This window comes from Rhodocytophaga rosea (assembly GCF_010119975.1).
Taxonomy (GTDB): Bacteria; Bacteroidota; Bacteroidia; order Cytophagales; family 172606-1; genus Rhodocytophaga; species Rhodocytophaga rosea.
The window spans coordinates 2,881,755-2,906,129 of record NZ_CP048222.1 but is presented as its reverse complement, the minus strand read 5'-3'; the positions used below and the strand labels follow the sequence as shown (position 1 = coordinate 2,906,129).

The window sequence follows — 24,375 nt, the reverse complement described above, 5'->3', positions numbered from 1 at the left end:
AAATCACTTCATGCTAGCTCTCACTTGTCAGGCTCTCTCTTTTTCGCACATAGGGTAAGAAGAAAATTTCTTTGTTGTTTATTGGTTTCAAGAAAGGGGAGTATATTTTAACTAATCCTTTTCATTTAACTCTGATTACCAATTCAGGTGTAGCCTGTCAGTTCTCAACTTATACTAAATCGTTGTTGGTTGTTTATTATTAATTATTGGTATCATGTTGGCAACCAATTGATTACCCTTATTTAACTACAACATACTTATTTTAATTTAGTATTGATTTTATTAAGGGAAGATCAATATTGTTATGCTCATAAAAGTTAACATTACCTTTGGTAGAAAGCACTCCTATAGAGTTATAAATATAACTCAACACTGCTTATAGCTACCTGCTATTTTCTATCTATCCTACCATGACGTGCGCATTGGGATAGCGATATGCATTACTGATTACCTGTCTGCTGATGGCAAGAGCTAGGGTAAGCGTTCCTATCCGGCCCAAAAACATTGAGATCATCAGCACTACTTTTCCTACAGTTGACAACTGCGGCGTAATCCCGGTAGTTAATCCAACGGTAGCAAAGGCAGATACCTGTTCGAAGAATACATTTAAAATGGCAAGATCTGGCTCACTGACAGATAGAACAAAGGTTGCTATTAAGTTGTAAGCAGCCGCAAAGGTAATCACGGTATAAGCTCTAAAAAGCAAAGGAGTAGGGATGGTTCTTTTTCCGAAAGTTATTACTCTCTTGCCGCGGATAGAAGAAATCACCGAAACAGCGATGACAAAAAAAGTAGTTGTTTTGATGCCTCCTCCTGTGGAACCCGGAGAAGCCCCTACAAACATGAGAAACATGAGCATAATAAGGGTGGGATCTGAGAGGCGGGTAATATCAACTGTATTGAAGCCTGTCGTGCGGGTAGCCGATTGAAAGAAGGAAGCGATAATAGCCTCTACCCCATTCAAAGGCGCTAAGGCATTATTTCTTTCTAAAAAATAGAACCCTGCCGTACCAAAAATAATGAATACTATAGTAGTATATACAGCTATTTTCGTATTCAGTTTCCAATCTTTCCATGGTTTTTCAAGCCGCTCTCTGAGTGAAGTGATCGAAAACAGATCCATCAATGATGAAAAACCTAAGCTGCCTAAAATCATCAGAAGGGCAATGACCAGATGTAAAATATAGGCTTTCTGCACAGGTAATTCATACAGCCCATTGGTGTATAAACTAAAGCCTGCACTACAAAAAGCTGAAACCGAATGAAAGATAGAAAAAAATACTTTTTGAGTAAGGCTATCAAAATGTACAGAATCTCCCCAACAGAAAAAGAGGACAATACTACCTACAGTCTCAATGAGCAAGGTGAGAAAGATGATTTGCCTGAGCAATCCCTGGGCAGAAAGCAAGGACTCAGTACTGAGCAAGTCCTGCATATTAGACTGATGCTTGATCCCTACGGTTTGCCTCAAAAAAATAGTAACAAAGGTAGCAAAAGTGACCATGCCAATACCGCCTATCTGAATCAGGCATAGAATCACCAGATGTCCTTTAAAAGTAAGATAAGTAGCCTGATCTACCACCATAAGACCGGTGACACAGGTAGCACTAGTAGCTGTGAACAAGGCCTCTAGAAAAGGCATGGATTGAGCGGTGTTAGTCATAGCAGGCAACATTAAAAAGCCTGTGCCCAGGCTGATAACCAAAAGAAAACTGCTAATGAAAGTCACCGTAGGTTTAAGCCTGGTAGTGCTGATGCGGATATTTACAGCGGAAATTTCTATGCCTACCAGTAAGACAATGCAGAGACTTGAGGTTAGCTGGTAAAAAGCTAAGTAGTTGTTAAATCCAAAGACTTGAGCTAAACTAAATAGAATCGATTCATTGAAAAAGAAAGGGGCAAATCCATTTATCAGTAAGAGTAATAATAAGACAGTCTTTGGCAGAGTGTATAGTAGAAAAGCCTTTCTCTGGAAGGCATACAAGAGCCTGATTAAATAAATAATAATAAATAAAATCACTACTCCATTTAGTAGAGTGTAAATTCTTGAAATGGCTTCAAGGGTTAAGTGAAACCCATATTGATAAATGAGTAAACTGATAGCAAATAAAGAATTCAGGTAGGTCAACAGGTTTAACAGGTATTCTACCTTGTTCCTACTGTTGTACAAAGACCTATTGAGTTGTTCGACTGTCAACATGTATTAAAAAATCAACTGTATGCTTAAGTTTTGTAAATTAAAATGATTTTTTTAAAAGTATATGGTAATTTTCTTCTATTCTGTGTCGACAGGATGTGTAACATAGATTCAAAAGAAAGTATGATTTCTGGCTCAAAAATGGAGTGTAAAAAAGAGCGCAGTTTAAGAAACCTATCTCAACAGTTTTAGGAAAGGGGCGAAAAATATAACTCAACTATTTCATCCCAATAATTCATTCTTTCCTATATCCTCTTTCGTGATTCGGTATCCAGTTTACATCAATTTATAAACATATCTAAGCGATGTCATGAAGATGTAGAAATGAGTAGAAAAAAGAGTCGAATAACCAGTAGGTTTAGTCTTATTTTCTCTTATTGAATTGCTTGGCACATGAAACATAAGTTCCTTCCTTTTTTTTGTCTAATCTGCTGTTTTACCTTCTTAAAAGATCTACAAGCGCAGTCCAATAGTATAAATTTAAATAAGACTGCTCAATACCAAATTCTCCCTTTACACAATGGTAGCTTCATGGTGGCCGAGATCATAAATATGGATCAGTATCAAAGGGGAGAAGCAAATTTTATACTTTATGATTCCTTATGTAAGGACCAAAGCAATAAGATTATTTTACTGCCTTGGCAACCAGTATTTAATGGAAGTGTTTCAGCCGGAAATCTTAAAATTGTATCATTTTTCTCTGCTGTCAACAATAAAACAGTCTTTCTCACCATGGATTCCCTAGGACAGCAGGTGAATAGAAAAGAGATTGAAGTAAAAAAAGCAATGCAGATTCCTAGTTTAATTGCTTTTAGCTCTCCAGATGGTTTCTTTATTATCAGCCGTTCAGAGAAACAGTGGAAGGATATAATTATTACTAAGCTCGATTTTCAATACAACACGCTTTGGGAAAGGCAGTTCAAGCAGGAAAAAGATCCAGTTACGATTGATAAGCTGGAAAAGATAGGTGATAAAATATTTATTTTTAAGCAAATAAGGGCTGGTTCTAAAAACTACCAGGGAAGTTTACTAGTACTTGATGAAAAAACAGGTAAGACTCTACTAGAAAAAAACCTAACTAGTAGTTCATAAAATATAAGATGTCAGGTAAATTAGGTAATTTGATCAAAAAAGCCATGGTCATTTATCGAATTACCCTCAGTGCTGAAGAAAGAAGGATCTTAAGTAGTTGGATAAATAAAGGCAGCCGAAAGGCCAAAGATATTCAAAAAGCCTATGTGCTGTTAGCCAGCGATGAAACAACAGGCAGGCAAAGTGAGACTGAGTTGGCAGAAACTTATAAATTATCTACCAGAAGTGTGGAGCGTATCCGTAAGTGTTTTTGTGAGCAGGGCATGGGCATGTTTGATAAGAAAACAAGAAAATTAAGAAGCGACAAAAAGATAGATGGGAAGGTAGAAGCGCATCTGCTGGCATTAGTCTGTAGTGAGCCGCCTCAAGGACAGGCAAAATGGAAACTGCAACTGCTGGCAGACAGATTAGTAGAACTCAAGGTGATTGACTCCATTTCCCATACGAGTGTGGCAAGCCTGTTAAAAAAAATGAGCTTAAGCCTTGGCTGAGGCCCATGTGGGTGATCCCCCCTAAACAAAATGCAGGGTTTGTTTATCAAATGGAAAAAGTGATTTCAGTCTATGAAAGGCCATATGATGAAAAGCAGCTGCTGGTCACTTTGGATGAATCACCCAAACAACTTATTGAAAGCAAACACTTCATAGGCAAAGATGGAAAACAGTATCAGGACAGTATCTATACAAGACATGGAGTGCGTGATATCTATATGGTCTTTGAGCCATTAGCCGGTAAACGATATTGTTTTGTGGAGCAAAACCACAACCGTTTCACCTGGGTAAAGATTCTAAGCCGGTTGTTGGATACTACTTACAAAGCATGCGAGAAAATCACTTTAGTAGAGGATAACTTGTCGGCTCACAAACCAAGTGCTTTTTATGAACTTTATCAACCTGAGAAAGCTAAAGCGTATTTAGACAGGATAGAGTTTATCTTTACCCCGGCTCATGGCAGTTGGCTCAATATGGCAGAAATAGAGCTATCAGTGTTACAAAGAGATTGCCTTGACAGGCACATTGCCACAGAGGATGAGTTAATAAAACAGCTAAGCGCCTGGCAGGAGAGCAGAAATAACAAAGCAGTAAAAGCTAATTGGCAGTTCACCAATCAAGATGCCAGGGTTAAACTCAAAAAACTATACCCGACTATTTAATGTTTATAGACTACTAGTAATCAAGTAATTAAAACGCCAACAACTTTCATGGTGGAGGGAGAAAATATACTGGTAGCAGGTTTATATGTGAAAGGGAATTTATTGAAAGATTCTCACTGCGATGGTATCTTTCTTTCCAGTTATACACCTAGCGGACAAGTAAACTTTGAGACTTTTAATAGCTGGCAACAAGAAGTTAAGCAAGGGTATATAAAAGGAGGTATAGAGGCTTCCTGGATAAATGAGCAAAGCACAGAAAAAGCCATTTTGCAGTCTATCAAAAAGACAGAAAAGGGCTATATAGTTCTGGCTGAAAGCTTTAAAAAAGTATTTAATGGGGCAGACATAGCCGCCTTAATTGGGTCAGGATTAGTTTACTCTATGGTTGGAGTCGCTCCTTTCATCAATCCTCAACTTACCAGCTATAAGGTGATGGATATGCTGCTATATGATTTTGATACAAAGGGAATGTTACAGCAGGTAAAAAAATAGAAAAGCCCCAAACCCTGAGAACTATTCCTGTTGATTTGGGAGAATTAAAAGCAGTCAATACTATACAAGATTACCAGGTATTTGACTACAGATTTGCTGCTGTTGGTAGACAAACAAATCGGGAAAGTTTTTTTTACAGAGACTATATTAAAAAAGAACATTGCAAAATAAGTATGATCCAGCTATCTGATTTGCAAAATATTCAAGTACATTCCTATAATTTAAATGGGCTTGTGCCGGATATAAAAGACATTAAAAGCTTTGATTTTATGCAAAGAAATTCTCAATCCTTTCTATTGCACTATCAGACAAAGCATACATTATCTGTTAAGATAGTTTATCCTAAAGATTTTTATAAGGTAAAATAAATCAAGGATGCTCTCAAATAAGAAATTCATGCGATATTAAGCTTTTTAATATTGAAAGTATATTTTAAAACTAAAGATGATCTCTTACTTTAAATCAGATAGATTAGAAGTAAAAGAGTTTTAGTTAACATAATTGCCCGTGGGTGTTGCACATCTGTTATTTTTTTAACGCGGATTATCTTCCTTCTAATTACAGCAATTCAAGAAAATTTTCCTTTTAACTTTAAATCAGAATAAAAGTAGAGTATTTTATATTGAGATAAAATCATGTCGTATGACATGACAGCAACAAATAGCATCTTACTTAGAGAAATATTTATCAAAATATTTCTCTAAGGTTTATAATACCTCGATTAGTTTAGACCACTTTTCTTGTTTTCTTAGTTGAATTAAGCTGCCATTTTATAAAGATTAATGGGCTTGTTTCGGTCAATTCCCTGGTGTGGCCTTTGATTGTATTTCTCCATCCAGCCACTGATGCCCTGGTAGAGGGAGATGCCATCAGTGGCCGGGTTCAGGTAAATATGCTGGTATTTAATGGTCCGCCAAAACCTTTCTATAAATATATTATCCAGTGCCCTGCCTTTGCCATCCATACTGATACGGATAGATTCACTTTTTAAATATTCTACATACTCTTTACAGGTAAACTGGCTACCCTGGTCGCTGTTGACAATCCCGGGCTTACCATGCTCAGCTACCGCTGCTTTCAACACCTGCAAGCTAGCCTCAGCATCCAATGTATTAGACAAGCCCCAGCCCACAATATAGCGGCTATACACATCTATCACAGCCGTCAAATACATAAACCCTTTAGCCATCGCAACATAGGTAATATCTATAGCCCATACCTGGTTTGCCCGCTCTACTTTTAAGTTCCTGAGCAAATAAGGATAGATATACTTTTTGTCCCCTAACTGCGTCAGTTGCTTTCGGGGGTAGATAGGCCGGATGTTAGCCAGCCGCATCAATCTTCTTATCCGCTCGTAACCTGCTTTATAACCCTTTTCCTCCAGCATCGACTGCATTGTCAGCACTCCGGCCGTTGGTTCTTCTAATATATGGGCATCCATGAGCTGCATCATTCCTAAATTATCTGCATTCTCTTGTTTAGGCTCATAATAGAAAGAGGCCCGGCTGATAGAAAGTAAACGGCATTGCTGGCGAAGGCTAAGCTTTGCTTGAGGACTAACCAGTGATTTACGCTCCATTACAGTCCGGTCTTCTTCAAGCTTTTTTTTAAAAAGTCGCGTTCCATCTCCAGTTGCCCAATCTTAGCATAAAGCGCATCTAAGTTTACCTGCTCTTCTTTTTCTTTCCCTTCTGTGGAAGAGAATACCAGCTCCGAATTAGTTAAAAATTCCTGCTTCCACAGCGATATCTGGTTGGCGTGTACCTCAAAGCGGGCCGACAAAGCCGCTAATGTTTCCCGCTCTTTAAGCGCTTCCAATGCCACTTTCGCCTTGAAAGCAGCTGTAAATTTTCTCCTCGTTTTTTTCATCTTTTCCACGTTTAATTTGTATTGCTTTTCACTTTAACGCGTGGTCTGATTTTACCGAGGTATTATACAGCTACATCATCAGATATAATTCCTTTTATCTGATAATGGGTTTTTATTAACCTTCTGGCAGATTCAATTAATAATGAACTTTCTCCAATAATAAAACAGGTAGGTTTCTTCACTGGTTGCAGGATAGAATAAGTAATATCAGGATTACTTTTTAACACAGACCGCTTGAAAAAAGGTCTGTTTTCTTTTAATTGGCCATGCTTCATGTAAAGTTACCGCTTAAATTAAATGTAATAGAAAGCTGTCAAAAATAGTTTAATTTATACCTTTCAGCAGAACTTAAGTAAGCTGAACAATTGAAAAACTGTAGGTGAACAATAAATTTACACCAGATTTAGTATTAGGTATGGAATTGCAGCAATTACTGGAGGATTTTTCAGGCAGCCATACTATCTATTTTCCATTAAAAAGTTTGATACTGTTCTGGACTTTATTACCTAAAGCAGCATATCTTCTTTTGCTGTTATACCATCTTTTGGACTTGCAATAATAAACCGGGCAAAAGTTAAGTAGCTTTCTGGAATATCTTAGTTTCAAGAAAGGGGAAGTTAATTTAACTTTCCATTTGCTGAAAATACCTAAGTAATCTTTCTTCAGTATCTTTTCTTTAGTTTATTTTTATATAAGTTTCCAAAATAAGGGAGCCTGACAGGTGTAGCCGAAGAGGGAGTTTCATTTGCTTGTCAACCTATATCAAGACAAGGCCCTTTTTAATCATTATCAATTAACTTGTCAAAAAGGTATAAGGGCAGTACTCTGATTCAATCCATTTTACCTAGTAAAAGAAAATCAATGGTATATACCCCAGGGTAGAAGCCTGGACCCGTATTTCCGAGGCAGAGCCTCGGGGAATTAAACTACTAATGATTAAAGCTTTTTAACATGGCAAGGAATTTGATTTACGAGCGTTTTTCTAACTAAATTCAAATCAATCATTGCGATTTTTAAACAAAATGGCGTAGTTTCTACTATAGTCTGGCGCTTGAGCGATAAAGATAAATCGAATGAGTACGACAACTATTGGAATGCAGATCAGATAAAATCAAAGAGAGGTTTTTTTAATTTATAGCCGGATAAGATATTGAACGAAAACCGATTACCCTGTCGAGTATCTCACGGGCGAACTGTCCGTGTTTTTCCCCAATATTGATTTCGATCAGTTTAACTATGCTTCTCAGTTGAGCTTCAGTTAGACCTACATTAAAGCCGGAATTTACATGCCCCTGTGCAAATGGTTCTTCTGTCGTGAACAAAGACGAAATGGTAACTGTCTCACGTTCTGCGTAAGTGTGAACATCACTGCCAAAGATATCAGTAAATAAATGTTCTTTCAGAAACAAATCAATCCTTGGACTAAAAACAGCGAATCCGTTTTTAAGCTGCTCCGCGTTCATGCCAGTAATGATTTGCTGCACTTTTTCGCCTCGCTCGTATTTACTCTTCTTATCAGTCACAGGAGTTGCCTCCCTGCCTTGTTTATCTTTTATTCCTTTTGCTTCCCGGTCCTTGACTACGCCTATTAACGTATTGGTGCCGTGGATACTTCTACCAAAGCCGCAATACGCATATAGGTATACCAAAATTTCTTTTATCTCATTGACAGCTAAGCCGCTATCGAGTGCAGCGTTCATTTCTTTTTCCAATTCTACCCAAGCGCCTTTGCTGGTAAAAGCGGAAATTTTAACAAACTTTTGTTGCCTGTCAGTAAGTGCTATAGGAGTTTCCATGTTAGAGAACGGTTGTGGTCTATCTGTTTGAAGTGATTAGAAATTCCTAACGACCAGTCTGTTTTTCCATGGCTTCCGTGTAACGGGCTCCCTGTATGGTAATCTTTGAAGCGGCTTCCTCTATTTGACTAAGATCGTCAGGGGTGAGTTCTATATTGGCTGCGCCTATGTTTTCCTCTAGGCGGTGCAGCTTGGTTGTTCCCGGAATGGGTGCTATCCACGGTTTTTGTGCCAGCAGCCAGGCCAAAGCTATCTGGGCAGGCGTTGCTTGTTTCCCTTGACCAATTCTTGTGAGTAGTTCAACCATAGCCTGGTTGGCTTCACGGGCTGCCTGTTCAAATCTTGGAAGGGTACTGCGTATATCTGTACTGGCAAATGCTGTACTAGTGTCAATTTTACCTGTTAGAAAACCTTTACCCAATGGACTAAAAGGCACGAATCCAATACCTAGTTCCTCCAGTGTAGGAATAATTTCTTTTTCAGGGGTTCTTGTCCAAAGCGAGTATTCACTTTGCAAGGCAGTTACCGCTTGAACAGCATGAGCACGCCGTATAGTTTGTGCGCCGGCTTCAGAAAGCCCGAAATGCTTTACTTTACCTTCTCCAATCAAATCTTTTACTGTGCCTGCAACGTCTTCAATGGGTACAGCAGGATCAACCCGGTGTTGGTAGTAGAGATCAATTACATCGGTTCTGAGGCGTTTCAGAGAGCCTTCAATCGACTTTTTGATGTGCTCTGGTCTGCAGTTCATACCTAAATTTTCTCCGTTGGGACCAAATTCGTACAGGAATTTAGTGGCAATCACCACCTGATGGCGCAGGGGAGCAAGGGCTTCGCCCAATAGCTGCTCATTGGTATAGGGTCCATACACTTCTGCTGTGTCAAAAAAAGTAACCCCCTTTTCAACTGCGGCCTGAATCAGTTTAATCATTTCGTTTTTGTCCTGAGCCGGACCGTAGCCAAAGCTCATCCCCATGCAGCCCAGACCGATCGCTGAGACTTCCAGATTACTATTTCCAAGTGTGCGCTTTTTCATGGTATATTCTTTTTAAGTGATTGATTTAAATACACTGCAAAGGTAGGCAAACAAAGAGGCCTGCTACTAATGAATATCAAGCAGAAAAGTAAGAAATTCAATCAATCAGGCTCTAAATGACTTAGGGATCGTTCCTGTCACCCGTTTAAAATAGTTATTGAAGTAGGTCGTATAGTCAAAACCAAGGGCGTAAGCCACCTCGGCAATACTCCAATCGGTATGTTGCAAGAGTGCTTTTGCCTCGCTAATGACCCGCTCAGTAATATGAGTAGTGGTAGGCTTACCAGTAATTTCTTTTACCGAACGGTTTAAATGGTTAATAGAAACGCAGAGTCTGTTGGCATAATTAGATGGCGTTCGTAATTGCAGAGGTTGTTGAGGACTTTCAATGGGGAATTGCCGTTCCAGTAGCTCTAGAAACAAAGCGGTAAGGCGGGAGGATGCCGTTTTGTGTTTGACAAAGTGATCAGAAGGCTGCACTTTTAATGCCTCGTGAATAATCAGATGGATATAGTTACGAATCAGTTCGTCCTTAAAAAGATAATCGGTGTTTTGCTCAGAGAGCATCTTTTTGAAAAGCGATTCGATAAACTCTTTTTGCTCGCTGTTGATGGTTAAAACAGGGGTGCCACCGATCTTGAATAAAGGTGATTCTTGCAGACTTTCTAAGCGTTCGCTCTTTTTTAAAAATGCTTCTGTAAACCAACAGCCATAGCCTATATTCTTCTCCGAGAGCAACTCTACCGAATAAGGGACATGGGGGTTGGAAAAAAATAAGAAGCTGCCATCCACTTCAATTCCCTGGTCTGCATAATGAATGATCATATGGCTGGTAGCCAAAGTGATTTTATAAAAGTCCCTCCGTCTATAGGTAGGAAGCTTACTCACCGTGCTCTCTATTTGGTGGACATTAAAGCCTTTGAGTTTTAAGTCGACTGCATTGGGATGGTGAAAACGAGTATCGATCTTATCTTTCATGGCACAAAGGTAAGAAAATCAATCAGCCTTTGTGTAGATACTGCAATGAAAATGAGGTTTCCCTGTCAGATCAGTAATAAGCTACACCCTTTTTTGATGGTGACTATAATTTTTACAGGGATAGTGTAACGTCTTTTCAGGAATTAATTAAAGAAATAAGATATGTATTTTACATATTCTTTATTTCTTGTTAAGTAATTAAACACAATTAAGTATAATATTTTCATCTACTTCAAGTTTTTTAAAATCAAGTTTAAAGTAAGTACCCAATCCTGAAAAGATGGTATAAAGTGCCTCCTTAAGCGCTTCTACAGACAGATAGTCTTCGGCTTTGAGCCAATGATATTTCACCTGCTTCCAAAATCGTTCGATCCTGTTAAGATGAGGACTATACTTAGGCAGCAAAAAGATGTATAATCCTTTCTGTTCCCATTCTTCTTTTTTGACTTCCCATAGGCCACATGTATGCCAGGAGGCGTTGTCTAAGACTATGACAGTAAACTTGGAAATAGATGTTGAGAAGGCCTCTACACATTCAATGATAAAGTCAGCGTTTAGACTCCCACTTTTCTGATAAGTAAGCAACTCATTATTTGTACTTAACAAGCCAAATACATTTATCCTTGTACTTCTTTGGGATAAAATAGGGGCGTGTTCGCCTTTTTTGATCCATCCATAAGGTACACAAGGGGTAAGGCAAAACCCTGATTCGTCTCCAAAATATAAATCTATACTGCCTGTCTGTGCCAAATAAAGCAAAGCATGTAATCGCTTGACTTTCTGCTCATATGCTTCTTTGTTTTGCAATGGCTTTATCCATTTACGGAAACGTTTCCATCGGTAGTCAATTTTTTTAAAAACCGCTTCAAGGTCATCTCACTCATAGCCGTGCCTAATTTAGCTTCTATCTCTCGCTTAGCTAATTTAAGTTGTTGTTTTTCTTTCTCTATGCTATTTTCCACTACTTCAACATGGGTAGCATTACTGGTAGTAAGGATGGGTTTTCTGCCTTTCCCTTTTTGGTTCTTTAACCCTACCACACCTGTTTTCTCAAAGCGATCAAACCACTTATAAATACTTAACTGACTTACTTGAAAAATGCTTGCTAACTTCTGTACTTGATAGCCTTGATTGGATAACAGTATACATTGGCAACGGTTACGTTCCTGATAACTTTTACTATCTTTATGAATCTTCTCTAAGTCTTGTTTTTGCTTGTCTGTAATCTCCTTGATATAACGCATAAGCAAAGATACAATTTGCCAAAATCTTATACTTAATTGTGTACTCTTACTTATCTATTTGATACTATAAATAAATATATTTTGCAATTATTTGATTTACAATTGTTTTTCGAGTCCCGTACGGACTTGTGTTTTGATGAATAATTTTATAGCTATCTTCTGATGAAAAGAGAATAAATGCTTCCCTCACTTCTTTCAAAAAATTATTCATCTCTGTCGTCATTGAACTATTTTAACTTAAGTGAGGCTTGTCTTTTTTATTAGTAAAAGACAAGCCTCACTTAAGTTAAAAAAAGATGAGCTACTCGAAATGGGAGTATCTTTTTATTTTTTCACTCTACTAATAGTGCTTAACAATTTTCTGGTAGGGGATTATTCTACAAAAACAAACTGTTTAAAACGTCAACCTATTTGGGGAGAAGACCATTTCGTAGAAAGATATCCCAAACGGTAACTAGGCCGCAGTAAAACCTCCATCCGGAGCAACAGCCTGTCCGACCATAAAGCCAGCAAGCGGGCTGCAAAGCCAAAGAACGGTTGCGGCGATTTCCTCTTCCTTGCCCACTCTTTGAATCGGTACCGCTTTGATGATGGCCTCCATATGCTCGGGTGCATCCGCTATTGCTTTAGAAACCATCGGCGTTTCGATTACACCAGGGCAAATCGCATTGATCCGAATGCCTCTGGCTGCATACTCTAAGGCAGAAGATTTGGTCAGACCAAGCACACCATGTTTGGCTGCCACATAAGCACCTAAATTGGCCGTACCCACAAGGCCGCCTTGTGAGGAGCAATTCACGATAGCACCACTTCCCTTTTCGCGCATATGGCGCAATTCGTACTTCAGGCAGTTCCATACACCCTTGAGGTTAACGGCTATGGCTCGGTCGAAATCCTCACCTAAGGCATCTGCTGTCTCGGCTACCGGCGCCTGTATGCCTGCATTGTTATAGGCTACATCCAAGCTGCCCAGGGTAGCAATGGTCTTTTCCACCATCGCTTCAACCTCAGCCTCCTTGCTTACATCGCAACGAATGGCGATGGCTTTATGGCCTGCTGCGGTAAGTTCATGGGCTGCCCTCTTTACGGCCCCTTCATCTATGTCTGCCAGGGCCACCTTTGCACCAGCCGCGGCAAAAGCTTTAGCCGTACCCAGTCCAAGGCCTGATCCGGCACCGGTAACTAGGGCCACTTTATTAGTGAATAGAATTTCCATATGCTCTTTAATTTATCTCTGCAAAACTAGAAGGACCGGCATACAGATAACTTATACATTTTACTCAGATGTTTACCATTTTTACAGATGATGACCGGCTTACGCTCTGTAAGCGATGAAAATGTGTACTTTTGAATCAACTAATTCAACAGGTTATGGAACAGAGCATCCATTTTGACAGCGTGAGTACCTACAATGTTTTTGGTAATCATCCCACTTACCATCCGCTGATTAGTGTCCTGGATTTGTCTAAAGCAAAGCCCAATCAGATCAAGCATATGCACATAGGCATTTATGCCATTAGTTTAAAAGGGATTAAGGTTGGCGACCTGCGTTATGGAAAAGGCTACTATGACTTAGGGGAAGGGACGCTGGTGTTTTTTTCACCTGGGCAGGTGCTACATATAGAAGGGGACGAGGAGTGGCACCAACCTCAGGGACTGATACTGGTTTTTCATCCTGATCTGATTCGCGGTACTACCCTTGCTCGGCATTTTCATGAGTATACCTTCTTTAGTTACAAGGTCAACGAAGGCTTGCATCTCTCAAAGGAGGAACAGAAGATCATTAAGGACTGCTTTGCCAACATTGAAAAGGAAACTAAACGGGTTATTGACAAACACAGTAAAAGGGTGATTGTGGCCAATCTTGAACTGCTGCTTACCTACTGTGTACGGTTCTATGACCGTCAGTTCATTACCCGTGAGACAGTAAACCTAGGCATTTTAGAGCGCTTTGAAAGCTTGTTGAATAGCTATCTGACCTCTGATAAACCCCAAACGATTGGTTTACCGACAGTAAAATATTTTGCCGATGAACTCAACCTGTCGGCTAACTACTTTGGCGACCTATTAAAAAAAGAGACTGGAAAAACGCCGCTAGAATATATCCAGCTGAAGCTAATAGATACGGCAAAAGAAAAACTATTTGATGATGGCAAAACCATCAGTGAGATTGCCTATGAACTGGGCTTTACCTATCCCTCGCATTTCACCCGCTTATTTAAAGCGCAGGTAGGCTACACTCCTAACGAGTATAGGAGTTTAAATTGACTATTTGATAGTTGTCAAGCCCACAGGTTTTCGGACAGGTAGCAAAAAGAAAAATCATTACAATAGCTGATGGTTACTCGAAAGGGGCGAATATTATAACCCAAGCGAGCCTTTTGATATAAGCTACTTTTTTGTAGACTTGTCTAGTTGTAGTTGAAAACTATAAATAGTATAACTACATACCTAAAGCTTTAGCTCCATCCTCATATGCATCGTAGTCAAGCTATTATTTTTGATTTAGGAGGCACACTTTTGTATCCTGATTTTCCCTTTCTGCAAACTATACTCAAACAAGGCGGGCAAGCCATCACCCAAAATCAATTTCTATTAGCCTTATCCAAGGCTAGCAATCGAATAGATACCTATAGGCAAGCTACCACTGATGCGAGCAGAGTACCTGTCTATATCAAGTATTTACTTGAAGAGTTGCAGGTAGAGGACTTGCAGGAAAGTGAAAAAATTGAAGAACTTGTCCAGCAGGTGATCTTACCCCGCCACCAAACTGTCAATTTCTGGAATTATCTGCTGGAGGGCACCCTTGCTTTGCTAGACACTTTACAAAAAACCTATAAATTAGCCATGATTTCTAATTCAGATGGAAGGGCAGCAGCCAAAGCGGCTCAATATGGCCTTGCCCCTTATCTGGATTTTATAATCGATTCTCATGTGGTAGGGGTAGAAAAGCCAGATCCGCAGATATTTCTGCTTGCTTGTCAAAGGCTTGGCTTACCTGCAAGAAACTGTTATTATGTAGGGGATATCTATTCCATTGATGTGGTAGGAGCCCGCAAGGCAGGTTTACATCCTATATTGATTGATATGACTTTAACCCCTCGTGAAGACTGCAGAGTAATCTCCTCCATATTTGATTTACAACACTTATCCCTTCCATAAGGTGTTTTGCTTGCTTTAATAAGGCCATAAAGAATCCTAGCTATAATATCTTTTGAGTTGTATTTGCATTGCTAAGTAATATTATTCGCCCCTTTCTTGATACTTCATTGCTGAGGCAAATGAGCAACTAACAATTTGATAGTATTGTTGTTAATCTATATCAGGATCAGACCGCTCTCCCTGTTTTACAACTCATTATTGAAAGTGATTGGCCATAAAGATATCTTTTAGTTTTTCTTCTGTAATAGGCTTGTTTAGAAAACCTGCTACCCTAAATAATTCTGATCTGGCTATATCTTTAGGATGGGAAGAGGTGGTAATAATATAAATGGATACCTTTTCTGTGATTGACCCATATTTTTGCTCATAGGCTTTTAAGAATTCAAATCCATCCAAGGTAGGCATATTGAGGTCAAGTAGGATCACTTCCGGAAAGAAAGCAGTCCCCCCATGGGCTAGTTCATAGTTTGTCTCTAAAAAGTCCAGGGCTGCTTGCCCATCATAGCAGAGGTGAATCTGCTGGGCCACCTGCAGTTGTTCCAGCATAGACTTTGTCAAGAAAGTGGTTATATAATCATCATCAATAATTAATATATGTGCTACTTTTTTCATGGCATGTTTGCTTCACTCAATATTGCTTTTAGTTTTTCTTTTGTTAAGGGCTTTTCAATAAAACCGGCAACTCCATAGTTGGCTACCCTGCGATTATCCTCTTCTTGAAGAGAAGAAGAAACAACAATGATGGTAACCCCGGCCTGCTGTAAGGGAGGCTGCTGGCGAAAAGCTTCTAAAAACTCAAACCCATTCATGATAGGCATGTTCAGGTCTAACAGCACAAGGGCCGGACAAAAGCCAGTTTCTTGCCTTAAGCAGTGAGAAACAAGAAAATCCATGGCTTGCTGCCCATTGCCTACCCAATGGATCTCTTTGTTATAGATAGAGTTAGATCAGACTACCTTTGAAATGAAAATTTCCACTTCATTATCATCTACCACGATCATGTTTTCAAATTCTTTTTCTACTATCATCTTCTACTACCGTAAGTTGCTTTTTTCAATCAATATTTCCTACACAATTTCTGCGCTCTACTCTCTGATAGGCAAAGGCTGTTTAGAAAAGATATGATATGGAAAAGGATATAGTAATAACCCGTTTAGTTTCCTTTTTCTATTTTTTATCTACATATCTGCTTATTTGCTAGTAGTACATAAATTTTAAATAGTCGGGTAGAGTTTTTTGAGTTTAACTCTGGCATCTTGATTGGCGAAATGCCAATTAGCTTTCACTGCTTTTGCATTTCTGTTTTCCTGCCAGGCTTTTACCTCTCTTGTTAATTCTGCTTGGGTAGCTATATGCCTGTCAAGGCAATCCCTTTGCAGTACAGATAACTCTATTTCTGCCATATTCAGCCAGCTGCCATGAGCAGGTGTAAAAACAAACTCTACCCTGTCTAGATAGGCTTTTGCTTTTTCAGGCTCATAGACTTCGTAAAAAGCACTTGGCTTATGAGCTGACAAGTTATCCTCTACTAAAGTAATCTTCTCACATTCCTTATAAGTAGTATCCAGCAGGTGACTGACAATCTTTACCCAGGTAAAGCGGTTGTGATTTTCTTCCACAAAACAAAACCGCTTACCGGCTAAAGGCTCAAAGACCATGTAAATATCCCTTACACCCTGTCTTGTATAAATACTGTCCTGATACTTCTTCCCATCCCTGCCAATAAAGTGTTTACTTTCGATGAGTTGTTTGGGTGATTCATCTAAAGTGACAACCGGCTGCTTTTCATTGAATAATCTTTCATAGACTGAGATCACTTTTTCCATTCCATACACAAAGCCTGCGTTTTGTTTGGGTGGAATCACCCACATGGGCCTTAGCCAAGGCTTAATCTCATTTTTTTTAATATCCCTGCCACACTCGTATGAGAAATTGAGTCAATCACCTGCAATTCCACTAATTTGTCTGCCAGCATCTGCAGTTTCCACTTTGACTGACCTTGTGGCGGCTCACTGCAGACTAAAGCCAGTAGATGCGCTTCTACCTTCCCATCTATCTTTTTATCACTCCTGGTTTTTCTCTGCTTCTTGTCAAACATAGCCATACCTTGCTCACAGAATGCCTTTCTGATTCTTTCTACACTTTTAGTAGATAGCTTATAATGAGCAGCTAACTCTGTTTCACTTTCCCTGCCCGTAGTCTCATCGCTTGCCAACAGTACATAGGCTTTCTGAATATCTTTAGCCTTTCGGCTGCCTTTACTGAGCCAATCGGTTAATGTATCTCTTTCTTGCTGGCTGAGGGTAAGTCGATAAAGAGTCATGGCTTTTCTGACCAAGATACACAAACAACAAGACAACTTAAACTTTATGCACTACTAGTAAGCCTATTGATTACAATGATTACTTCTTTGGCAAGATCGACAACAATCTTATCCTCTCAAAGGGCTATCTATTTGCCCATCGCCATTTACATCAAGCCATTTTGATCACTAAATGTTTTAATAATTTTTATGTTGCCTGCTAGCTACTGAAAGCATTTCAGTTTTATAGTAAGGGCAGCAGTTTGTCTACCATTTGTTGTTTGGTAAAGGTTTGATAGTAAAAGGGGCTATCACTTGATAAGCTTTTGATTTCTATTGGTCTATTTGATGGATGGAAGAAGTGAGTATCACTATCTTGCAGGCTGTGCTAGCAAAAGTGGGTAAGGCTGCCTATGGGTTTATAAAATCCCACCTTAAAGAGGCATATTGATGTTTAGCAAAATCAGAGAGGGAAAGGGTTCATTTTCTAGAAAGGTAAGGGCAGTGCTGGCCTTCCCAACAGAGCAAAACGTGTGAATATAGTATAGAAGAGGAGGTTAAACTGGACTTGCTTCGAAAAAATGAATAGTAACTTAAAAGCGATTCCAGCAGCGTAGCTAAACACATATATGAAGTTAAAGAGAAGTAACTTGAACGGCCTCTTTCAACTCACCTCTATTATCAGTAATGATGATAGAGGTGAGCACTTTCATGTATTGGTCACAGCTTGCAAATCAATCCATGTTACTGTAAGGGCCTCTGATGTAGTGTTGTTCTTCCAAGCTAGCTAGGCTAGTTACCGGTAAGCTTCCTTAGAGAAAACGATGGGTAACTCTTGCTTTATTTCAACAAATCTCTACTTTCGTTGACTAATTTCTTTCCATCATAGTGGAAATGAGCCTTTTCAGACCAGCTAATCTATTTGATGATGAATACTATCTTAAAGAACTTCTTTGATGGCCTCCTTACCAGGGGCAGAAAAACAAAGCCTACAGAAGTCTCTCAACAAATCCTGTCTTCCATTGCTCAAACCGCTAGTGATGCCATTCTTATTGCTGATGCAGATTCTACCATTCTTTTTTGCAATGAAAAAGCTACTCAAATCTTTGGGTACTCCCAGCAAGAACTCATTAGCAGCAATCTTTCTGTACTCATACCTAGCCAATACAGAGAGGCCCATCAGAGAGGCATGGACCGCTTTGTGGCTACCCGGGTGGGTAAATTGATAGGGCGTACCATTGAAGTTGAAGGTTTGAGGAAAGGAGGAGAAGTTTTTCCTATGGAGCTTTCTCTTTCTTTTTGGCAGCAGGAGGGCGTTTTTTTTACTGCTATCATCCGGGATGTGACCAGGCGCAAGCAAATCGAGCAGGAACTCCTCGACAAACATACACAGCTGCAGCAAGCAAATGAAGAATTATTGCGCATGCAGGAAATCCTCCAGGAAACTAATACGACTCTAGAAAGAAAGGTGGAAGAAAGAACAGCAGCGCTGGCTTCAAGTGAAAAAGAGCTGCGTTTAATCACCGACGCCTTACCTGTACTCATCTCTTATGTGGACAAGGAGGAAACCTACCGCTTTACCAATCAAGCCTATGAGCAGTGGTTCAATATGGAGCGCAGTGCCATTATTGGCAAAACCCTGAGGGAAATAGCAGGCCAAGAAGCCTATGGGGCAGTACATGAAAAAATAAAGCAGGTATTGGCAGGGCAAATCCTCTCCTTTGAAACACAAATGAATTATAAGCCGGTGGAATCCCGCTATGTACATTTCCGCTTCATTCCCCGATGGGAGAACAAACAAGTAATAGGCTTTTACCTGCTGGCTACCAATATAAGCGAGCGTAAAAAAGCAGAACAAGAGGCAAGTCAGGCCTCAGTGCGGCTCGCTTTGCTACTGGAATCTATCCCACAACTTACCTGGACATCCCCTGCTGAGGAATTTACTATCAATTTTTTCAATAAACGGTGGTATGACTACACAGGACTTACTCAAGAGCAAAGTCTGGGATTGGGCTGGCAGCAAGCCTTACATCCGGATGATTTATCTCTTGTTATAGCCCGTAGAACTGCCGGAAGAAGGGAAGCAATGTCCTATAGGGCAGAGAACCGGTATCGGCACAGGGATGGCTCTTACCGCTGGCACCTTACGCAGGTTATGCCCATTAAAGATGAAAACAACCACATTCTCTTGTGGGTAGGTACCGCTACAGACATTGATGAGCTCAAAACCGTAGAGCAGGCGTTGCAAACTACGACACAGGAACTAGCTGCTTCCAATGAAGAACTCCATTCAGCTAGCGAAGAACTTCTAGCGAGCAATGAAGAACTTTTAGAAGCCAATCAAGCCGTGCTGGAAAGCAACCAAAAGCTAGAGGCAAGTAATCAAGCGCTTACAAGAATCAATACCGATTTAGATAACTTCATCTATACAGCTTCCCATGATCTGAAGGCACCCATAGCCAATATTGAAGGCTTAATGCTAGCCCTTATCAAAAAACTTACGGCAAAATTCCTGTTGGATGAGGAGCAGCATAGGATGTTATCTATGATAGCAGCCTCAATAGATAGATTAAAATCTACGATTGCGAGCTTAACCCAAATAGCGAAAGTACAAAAAGGAGGGGAAGAGGTGGAAACCATTTCTATACAAAGAGTTATAGATGAAGTTGAACTAGATCTAACTAAACTGCTGGAAGCTACCCCTGTGCATATAGACAAAAATATAGAAATAGATGAGTTTAGGTTTGCCAGGAAAAATTTGCAAAGCATCTTCTATAACCTGTTATCTAATGCCGTTAAATATGCTTCCCCGGAAAGAAGGCCTCAAATTACAATTGTCACCCAAAAACGAGAGGACTATGTAATGATAGAAGTCAAAGATAATGGCATAGGGATAAGTGAGAACAATCTTCAAAAGCTTTTTACTATGTTTAAACGCTTTCACACCCATGTGGAGGGCACGGGTATCGGACTCTATATCGTAAAAAGGATTGTAGAAAATGCAGGAGGGAAAATTGGGGTAGAAAGCAAACTAAATAGAGGAACAGCATTTACGATCTACTTACCCTACAAGGAATAATGGTTATAAGGGGCTGTTAATTTAATTCTCCGTATTTTGAGACTTCCAGAAACTAAATATTGAACTAGCCTTTCTTAATGTTTTGAATGAGGGATGATATGCCATTTTTCAACTTGTATCCCCATATCATCAATTATTTGACGAGCCGTCTGCTCTAAGTTTTCTTGGTTAGTAGAAAAAAAGATACGCTGCTGTTGGCTATTTTTTATCAGATGGAGTTCGTAATATTCATTTTTATGCTCAATCTCTTCCTCGTGTACAATTTGATAAGCTGTGGACATACACTATACGTTTACTGTGATAGATCTTTTGTATTCAAGATAAGAAATTTCTAGACAAAGCAGACTGGGTGCAGAACTATATTAACAATGAGCAGATAATTAATTCAACAAAACATTAAATTCTGACTTTAATTCCCCCTTTTTGAAACTATCTTGGAATAAGAGAGCATATTAACATTGTTAAATATTTTTTGTCCATCTATAACCGGATAAGACCTGCTGCGAATGGCATTTGCTACCAATGTACCCTTCCTATAAATAAGTTGGGAAAAATGATGGTTAATAAAAGAGCAGATAATTTAAAACTAAGACTATATACTTTAAAAACCTGTTGATAGAATTCCACCTATATGAAACATGTATTCTTTCTCCTCCTACTTCATCTGCCCCAACTACTCTTTTGCCAATCACCTAAATCTGCCCAAATTAAGTCTTTTAATGGCCGCCCCACCCTCTTTGTTAATGATCAACCTCAGACATCTGCTATGTATGCCCTGACCCATGCCTATGGAGGACGATGGTCCTGGGAGGAGGTACCCTCGCGCAACATCCGCAACTTTTGCCAGATTGGCTTCCGCCTCTTTCAGGTAGATGTATATCTGGAAGATATCTGGTATACCCATACAGATACACTCGATATAGCCAAAGTACAGCGCCAGGTGCGAGGTGTGCTAAATGAGTGTCCCGATGCTGGAGTTGTGATCCGGGTGCATGTCAATGCCCCGTTTTGGTGGAATAAAGCCAATTTGGAAGAATGTACTCAGTTTGCCGACGGACCAATCGATACCACCCTTCAGGCAGGCCCTCCCCACCATAATGAGGAATATGATATCAACCGCTCCCTGCGGGCAAGCCTGGCTTCCCTAAAATGGAGGAAGCAAGCCGGGGAGAAACTCAAAGAACTTTGTCAGCGTCTCTCAAAAACTGCTGAAGGTAACGCGCTGATCGGTATGCACATTGCCGGAGGCATTTATGGAGAATGGCATTACTGGGGTTTTATTGACCATGATCCTGATACAGGCCCGGCTATGAGTGGTTATTTCCAAAGTTGGCTCAAAGCCAAATATAGCACTACTCTAAATCTGCAAAAAGCATGGAAGACGAAAGCTTTTACGCTTGAAAATGCTACGGTACCCGGTGTGTCGGAGCGCCTCCAAACCCAGGATGGATTTTTCAAAGATCCGCTTCAGGAGCAACGTACGATTGATTATTTTACCGCCCAACAACAAGTCGTGGCAGAAGATGTGGAGTATTTTTGCCGGCTAGTTAAACAGCATTGGCCCAGGCCACTTATTACAGGGATTTTCTACGGCTACCTGCATATGACCTTTAACCGGCAAACCGTAGGAGGTCACTTATTTGTGAAACAAATTTTAGAGAGTCCCTATGTTGATTATCTATCAGCTCCTCAAACTTATTGGGGAGAAAGCCGCAAAGCAGGAGGGTCTGGAAATTCAAGAGCGGTCATTGAATCCACCCTTCTGCATGAAAAACTCTTTATGGATGAAATTGACAATGGCTACTTGCATGCCTCAACAGAGTATGACAACATCCGCTATAAAGAACGCTATGACCCGGTATATGCAAACATTATACGACGGTCTACTTTGCTGCCACTCTTGCGGGGAATAGGGTTCTGGCTGTATGATTTTGGCCTTCAAAAAGGCTATGGTTGGTGGGATCATCCTGCTTACCTGGCAGAATTTCAAAGGCAGAAAGCTTTTTTTGATTAAAGGCTGCAGGTGACTTACTAGTCAGAAGCTGATGTACTGTATGTTTGGAGCCAGGATGTGTTTTACTATCTGAAATCTACTCCCTTACCTATTTTCATCAATGTGCTCGATCACTCCACTGAGCAAGCCATGCGAACCGGTGTCATAGGTGACCATGTGTATGATTTTGACCTGGAGAGAGTGAATCTAGATCAATATAAGGCTGTCGTATTTATGAATGTGTATAAACTGACAGACAGCCAGAGAAAATTTATTCTCCAAAAGGTAGCAGGCAAGGGCCGTACGCTGGTCTGGAATTACCTGTCAGGGTATACCAACGGAGAGCGCTTAGACCTGGATTTTGTAAAAGCATTAACAGGGATGAGGCTTGAGCGGATAAATCTCCCTCAAGCTCCATCCGTGGAGTTTCTCCAACCAGCTTACAGCTATGGGTTTAAAGAATCAGTCGACCCGTTGGTAGTGATCAATGACAACACTGTTGAGCCTTTAGCCACGCTACAGCCCTCTAGTAAGCCTATTATTGCCCGCAAACAACTCAAAGCGTATACTTCTGTGTTTTGTGCTTTACCACTGAATGGGACAGAAGGCTTTCGTGAAATTTTTCGCAAAGCCGGTTGCCACATCTATAATGAGCAAAACGACTTTACCTATGCCCATTCAGGATTAATTCTTCTTCATACTAAAGAAGGAGGAGAGCGAACAATTAAGTTAAAAAATGGAAAACTAGTTACACTGCATTTAGAGAAAGGGGTAACCATATTGTTGGATGGGTTGACAGGGGAGGTAGTATTGAAATAATTCGAATACATTTTTTCAGCAAGTCTATAATAGGAAAATATGAAATAGGAAAATATGAAAAAGGATTGGGGTGATATGCTCCAAGTAAAGTTAAAGAGTATAGTTCTTATGGGATCACCTCCATAAGAGGCAAAAGGGAGACAAAATTACAGGTTTGAAACTTACCTCCTACGCTGTTATCAAGTTACCAAAAAGGGGCTTTCTTGACACTACAAAATAATTCTATTATTTGGCATAGGTCAAAGCAATCGGTCAGCTACTGCTTATCACTTGGAAAGAGGGTCTGTAACTCTTTCTCAAAAGCTATATATTTTTTCATTTGGTATCGATGTTGGATTACTACTGCTAGAAAGAATAACAGAACCCCTAAACCGGTGCAACCATAGAGGGGTAAAAAAGTTGAGAAGCCAAGAACCATACCTGTAAAGACGCCTATCAAAATGCTGTTAATCAATCCTATCATCCCGGCATTGGTAACTAAATGTTGCCACCAGGAAGTAGAAGGAAGGATACCCATATTGCGCACAGCCCCTGCTACATCATCATGTGTGGAATGGATAAAGTAATGTTTGATTTGAGGAGCTAGTTCTACATAGTAGTGGCGTATGCGGTTGATACCCCTGGAATGGATCATATTTTCAATCGCCGTCTGGATGGCACGCTCGAAAGTGATGATCCCCAGGAATAGCAAGGAAGGGAATAGTACCAGGCCAAATACAAAGAAGGCTTGCCCCATACCGGAGACCTGACCAATAAAAGCTAAGGCAACCACTGCGCTGGAGACCGTGCTCAGAAACAAACCCGCTCGTCCATTGGCTTCGGCAATGGTGGCTGCCTTAGCCGTCTGCAGCGTAAAATGTTCAGTGGTTAAAAACTGCAGAATTTGTTCTTGAGAGGCTTTTTCTGAGGGATAGGTCATAACAGCAGCAGATGATAAAAGAAAAAGACATCCTAGGTAATTTATAGCTTGCCGCTTTGCAAAGCAAGGCAATGGGTAGAATCCGGCTTATAGATTGTATCAGCCTCTTATTGAATGCTACCACTTCATTGAGTAGAAGTGGGGCAGCTTGAGGAAAAGTTCGTAATACGGTCGAAACAGGGTTAGTTTCGATGGTTTTCTGTCCATTGGTGAAGTAAAGCAAGGTTATTTCCTCTTAATAATT

General features: G+C 40.0%; 26 protein-coding genes. 10 read left to right on the top strand and 16 right to left on the bottom strand.

Annotated features, from left to right (window positions below):
- Positions 1-400 precede the first annotated feature (400 nt).
- Positions 401-2,200 (bottom strand): TrkH family potassium uptake protein, encoded by a 1,800-nt coding sequence (locus tag GXP67_RS12140; protein WP_162443361.1) that lies wholly within the window; start codon positions 2,198-2,200, stop codon positions 401-403.
- A gap of 549 nt (positions 2,201-2,749) precedes the next feature.
- Between GXP67_RS12140 and GXP67_RS12135 the strand changes: the two genes are divergently transcribed.
- Genes GXP67_RS12135 through GXP67_RS12115 form a run of 5 tightly spaced genes read left to right on the top strand, consistent with a single transcriptional unit; the run spans position 2,750 to position 5,302 of the window.
- Positions 2,750-3,289: a hypothetical protein gene (locus tag GXP67_RS12135; protein WP_162443360.1), complete on the top strand. Its 540-nt coding sequence runs from the start codon at positions 2,750-2,752 to the stop codon at positions 3,287-3,289.
- Between the two features lie 8 nt (positions 3,290-3,297).
- Positions 3,298-3,780 (top strand): helix-turn-helix domain-containing protein, encoded by a 483-nt coding sequence (locus tag GXP67_RS12130; RefSeq protein WP_197901563.1) that lies wholly within the window; start codon positions 3,298-3,300, stop codon positions 3,778-3,780.
- 5 nt (positions 3,781-3,785) lie between these two features.
- A complete protein-coding gene (locus tag GXP67_RS12125; RefSeq protein WP_162442048.1) occupies positions 3,786-4,442 on the top strand; it encodes an IS630 family transposase in 657 nt (218 codons plus the stop codon).
- 48 nt (positions 4,443-4,490) lie between these two features.
- A complete protein-coding gene (locus GXP67_RS12120; RefSeq protein ID WP_162443359.1) occupies positions 4,491-4,934 on the top strand; it encodes a hypothetical protein in 444 nt (147 codons plus the stop codon).
- 35 nt (positions 4,935-4,969) lie between these two features.
- Complete coding sequence (locus GXP67_RS12115) at positions 4,970-5,302, top strand: hypothetical protein (protein ID WP_162443358.1); 333 nt, start codon at positions 4,970-4,972, stop codon at positions 5,300-5,302.
- A 389-nt stretch (positions 5,303-5,691) separates the two neighbouring features.
- Here GXP67_RS12115 and GXP67_RS12110 read toward each other — a convergent pair whose 3' ends face one another.
- From GXP67_RS12110 to GXP67_RS12070, 9 genes are all read right to left on the bottom strand, one after another.
- A complete protein-coding gene (locus GXP67_RS12110) occupies positions 5,692-6,513 on the bottom strand; it encodes an IS3 family transposase (RefSeq protein WP_162441441.1) in 822 nt (273 codons plus the stop codon).
- Entirely contained in the window at positions 6,513-6,803 is a 291-nt protein-coding gene (locus GXP67_RS12105; protein WP_162441440.1) for a transposase, read from the bottom strand. Before GXP67_RS12105 ends, GXP67_RS12110 begins: the two co-directional genes overlap by 1 nt.
- Before the next feature lie 62 nt (positions 6,804-6,865).
- Entirely contained in the window at positions 6,866-7,078 is a 213-nt protein-coding gene (locus tag GXP67_RS12100) for a formyl transferase (RefSeq protein WP_162443357.1), read from the bottom strand.
- An 852-nt stretch (positions 7,079-7,930) separates the two neighbouring features.
- Entirely contained in the window at positions 7,931-8,599 is a 669-nt protein-coding gene (locus GXP67_RS12095) for a carboxymuconolactone decarboxylase family protein (protein WP_162443356.1), read from the bottom strand.
- 46 nt (positions 8,600-8,645) lie between these two features.
- The gene (locus GXP67_RS12090) at positions 8,646-9,635 is read right to left on the bottom strand and encodes an aldo/keto reductase (RefSeq protein WP_162443355.1); all 990 of its coding nucleotides are present in this window, start codon (positions 9,633-9,635) and stop codon (positions 8,646-8,648) included.
- A 105-nt stretch (positions 9,636-9,740) separates the two neighbouring features.
- Positions 9,741-10,523, bottom strand: a complete 783-nt coding sequence (locus tag GXP67_RS12085; protein WP_232065181.1) for a helix-turn-helix domain-containing protein — start codon at positions 10,521-10,523, stop codon at positions 9,741-9,743.
- A gap of 288 nt (positions 10,524-10,811) precedes the next feature.
- Entirely contained in the window at positions 10,812-11,420 is a 609-nt protein-coding gene (locus GXP67_RS12080) for an IS630 family transposase (RefSeq protein WP_232064508.1), read from the bottom strand.
- 5 nt (positions 11,421-11,425) lie between these two features.
- Entirely contained in the window at positions 11,426-11,857 is a 432-nt protein-coding gene (locus GXP67_RS12075; protein ID WP_162443353.1) for a helix-turn-helix domain-containing protein, read from the bottom strand.
- 454 nt (positions 11,858-12,311) lie between these two features.
- Positions 12,312-13,073: a glucose 1-dehydrogenase gene (locus GXP67_RS12070; protein WP_162443352.1), complete on the bottom strand. Its 762-nt coding sequence runs from the start codon at positions 13,071-13,073 to the stop codon at positions 12,312-12,314.
- A 155-nt stretch (positions 13,074-13,228) separates the two neighbouring features.
- Here GXP67_RS12070 and GXP67_RS12065 point away from each other — a divergent pair, with 155 nt between their 5' ends.
- Together GXP67_RS12065 and GXP67_RS12060 are read left to right on the top strand one after the other, a co-directional pair.
- Positions 13,229-14,125, top strand: coding sequence for a helix-turn-helix domain-containing protein (locus GXP67_RS12065; RefSeq protein WP_162443351.1), 897 nt, complete (start codon positions 13,229-13,231; stop codon positions 14,123-14,125).
- A 207-nt stretch (positions 14,126-14,332) separates the two neighbouring features.
- Positions 14,333-15,019, top strand: coding sequence for an HAD family hydrolase (locus GXP67_RS12060; RefSeq protein WP_162443350.1), 687 nt, complete (start codon positions 14,333-14,335; stop codon positions 15,017-15,019).
- A 195-nt stretch (positions 15,020-15,214) separates the two neighbouring features.
- Here GXP67_RS12060 and GXP67_RS12055 read toward each other — a convergent pair whose 3' ends face one another.
- The 4 genes from GXP67_RS12055 to GXP67_RS37015 form a co-directional block, all read right to left on the bottom strand.
- Positions 15,215-15,631: a response regulator gene (locus GXP67_RS12055; RefSeq protein WP_162443349.1), complete on the bottom strand. Its 417-nt coding sequence runs from the start codon at positions 15,629-15,631 to the stop codon at positions 15,215-15,217.
- Positions 15,628-15,912: a response regulator gene (locus GXP67_RS12050; protein WP_162443348.1), complete on the bottom strand. Its 285-nt coding sequence runs from the start codon at positions 15,910-15,912 to the stop codon at positions 15,628-15,630. The genes GXP67_RS12055 and GXP67_RS12050 overlap by 4 nt, the downstream gene beginning before the upstream one ends.
- A 321-nt stretch (positions 15,913-16,233) precedes the next feature.
- The gene (locus tag GXP67_RS37020; RefSeq protein ID WP_197901712.1) at positions 16,234-16,890 is read right to left on the bottom strand and encodes an IS630 family transposase; all 657 of its coding nucleotides are present in this window, start codon (positions 16,888-16,890) and stop codon (positions 16,234-16,236) included.
- A gap of 5 nt (positions 16,891-16,895) precedes the next feature.
- Entirely contained in the window at positions 16,896-17,342 is a 447-nt protein-coding gene (locus GXP67_RS37015; protein ID WP_197901598.1) for a helix-turn-helix domain-containing protein, read from the bottom strand.
- Between the two features lie 904 nt (positions 17,343-18,246).
- On the opposite strand from GXP67_RS37015, the gene GXP67_RS12040 reads away from it, so the two are divergent.
- The gene (locus tag GXP67_RS12040; RefSeq protein ID WP_162443347.1) at positions 18,247-20,400 is read left to right on the top strand and encodes a PAS domain-containing sensor histidine kinase; all 2,154 of its coding nucleotides are present in this window, start codon (positions 18,247-18,249) and stop codon (positions 20,398-20,400) included.
- Positions 20,401-20,474: 74 nt separating this feature from the next.
- Here GXP67_RS12040 and GXP67_RS12035 read toward each other — a convergent pair whose 3' ends face one another.
- Positions 20,475-20,681 carry a hypothetical protein gene (locus GXP67_RS12035; RefSeq protein WP_162443346.1) on the bottom strand — a complete coding sequence of 69 codons (207 nt, stop codon included), beginning with the start codon at positions 20,679-20,681 and terminating at the stop codon, positions 20,475-20,477.
- 350 nt (positions 20,682-21,031) lie between these two features.
- On the opposite strand from GXP67_RS12035, the gene GXP67_RS12030 reads away from it, so the two are divergent.
- Together GXP67_RS12030 and GXP67_RS12025 are read left to right on the top strand one after the other, a co-directional pair.
- Positions 21,032-22,414, top strand: coding sequence for a hypothetical protein (locus tag GXP67_RS12030; protein WP_162443345.1), 1,383 nt, complete (start codon positions 21,032-21,034; stop codon positions 22,412-22,414).
- A 57-nt stretch (positions 22,415-22,471) separates the two neighbouring features.
- The gene (locus tag GXP67_RS12025; protein ID WP_162443344.1) at positions 22,472-23,212 is read left to right on the top strand and encodes a hypothetical protein; all 741 of its coding nucleotides are present in this window, start codon (positions 22,472-22,474) and stop codon (positions 23,210-23,212) included.
- Between the two features lie 256 nt (positions 23,213-23,468).
- Here the strand turns inward: GXP67_RS12025 and GXP67_RS12020 are convergent, their stop codons facing one another.
- Entirely contained in the window at positions 23,469-24,131 is a 663-nt protein-coding gene (locus tag GXP67_RS12020) for a hypothetical protein (protein ID WP_162443343.1), read from the bottom strand.
- Positions 24,132-24,375 lie beyond the last annotated feature (244 nt).

Excerpts from the sequence above, each read along its gene's own strand:
- GXP67_RS12140 (WP_162443361.1), bottom strand. The coding sequence starts at position 2,200 with ATGTTGACAGTCGAACAACTCAATAGGTCTTTGTACAACAGTAGGAAC.
- GXP67_RS12135 (WP_162443360.1), top strand. The coding sequence starts at position 2,750 with ATGGATCAGTATCAAAGGGGAGAAGCAAATTTTATACTTTATGATTCC.
- GXP67_RS12130 (WP_197901563.1), top strand. The coding sequence starts at position 3,298 with ATGTCAGGTAAATTAGGTAATTTGATCAAAAAAGCCATGGTCATTTAT.
- GXP67_RS12125 (WP_162442048.1), top strand. The coding sequence starts at position 3,786 with ATGTGGGTGATCCCCCCTAAACAAAATGCAGGGTTTGTTTATCAAATG.
- GXP67_RS12120 (WP_162443359.1), top strand. The coding sequence starts at position 4,491 with ATGGTGGAGGGAGAAAATATACTGGTAGCAGGTTTATATGTGAAAGGG.
- GXP67_RS12110 (WP_162441441.1), bottom strand. The coding sequence starts at position 6,513 with ATGGAGCGTAAATCACTGGTTAGTCCTCAAGCAAAGCTTAGCCTTCGC.
- GXP67_RS12105 (WP_162441440.1), bottom strand. The coding sequence starts at position 6,803 with ATGAAAAAAACGAGGAGAAAATTTACAGCTGCTTTCAAGGCGAAAGTG.
- GXP67_RS12100 (WP_162443357.1), bottom strand. The coding sequence starts at position 7,078 with ATGAAGCATGGCCAATTAAAAGAAAACAGACCTTTTTTCAAGCGGTCT.
- GXP67_RS12095 (WP_162443356.1), bottom strand. The coding sequence starts at position 8,599 with ATGGAAACTCCTATAGCACTTACTGACAGGCAACAAAAGTTTGTTAAA.
- GXP67_RS12090 (WP_162443355.1), bottom strand. The coding sequence starts at position 9,635 with ATGAAAAAGCGCACACTTGGAAATAGTAATCTGGAAGTCTCAGCGATC.
- GXP67_RS12075 (WP_162443353.1), bottom strand. The coding sequence starts at position 11,857 with ATGCGTTATATCAAGGAGATTACAGACAAGCAAAAACAAGACTTAGAG.
- GXP67_RS12070 (WP_162443352.1), bottom strand. The coding sequence starts at position 13,073 with ATGGAAATTCTATTCACTAATAAAGTGGCCCTAGTTACCGGTGCCGGA.
- GXP67_RS12065 (WP_162443351.1), top strand. The coding sequence starts at position 13,229 with ATGGAACAGAGCATCCATTTTGACAGCGTGAGTACCTACAATGTTTTT.
- GXP67_RS12060 (WP_162443350.1), top strand. The coding sequence starts at position 14,333 with ATGCATCGTAGTCAAGCTATTATTTTTGATTTAGGAGGCACACTTTTG.
- GXP67_RS12055 (WP_162443349.1), bottom strand. The coding sequence starts at position 15,631 with ATGAAAAAAGTAGCACATATATTAATTATTGATGATGATTATATAACC.
- GXP67_RS12050 (WP_162443348.1), bottom strand. The coding sequence starts at position 15,912 with ATGGATTTTCTTGTTTCTCACTGCTTAAGGCAAGAAACTGGCTTTTGT.
- GXP67_RS37020 (WP_197901712.1), bottom strand. The coding sequence starts at position 16,890 with ATGTGGGTGATTCCACCCAAACAAAACGCAGGCTTTGTGTATGGAATG.
- GXP67_RS37015 (WP_197901598.1), bottom strand. The coding sequence starts at position 17,342 with ATGACTCTTTATCGACTTACCCTCAGCCAGCAAGAAAGAGATACATTA.
- GXP67_RS12040 (WP_162443347.1), top strand. The coding sequence starts at position 18,247 with ATGATGAATACTATCTTAAAGAACTTCTTTGATGGCCTCCTTACCAGG.
- GXP67_RS12035 (WP_162443346.1), bottom strand. The coding sequence starts at position 20,681 with ATGTCCACAGCTTATCAAATTGTACACGAGGAAGAGATTGAGCATAAA.
- GXP67_RS12030 (WP_162443345.1), top strand. The coding sequence starts at position 21,032 with ATGAAACATGTATTCTTTCTCCTCCTACTTCATCTGCCCCAACTACTC.
- GXP67_RS12020 (WP_162443343.1), bottom strand. The coding sequence starts at position 24,131 with ATGACCTATCCCTCAGAAAAAGCCTCTCAAGAACAAATTCTGCAGTTT.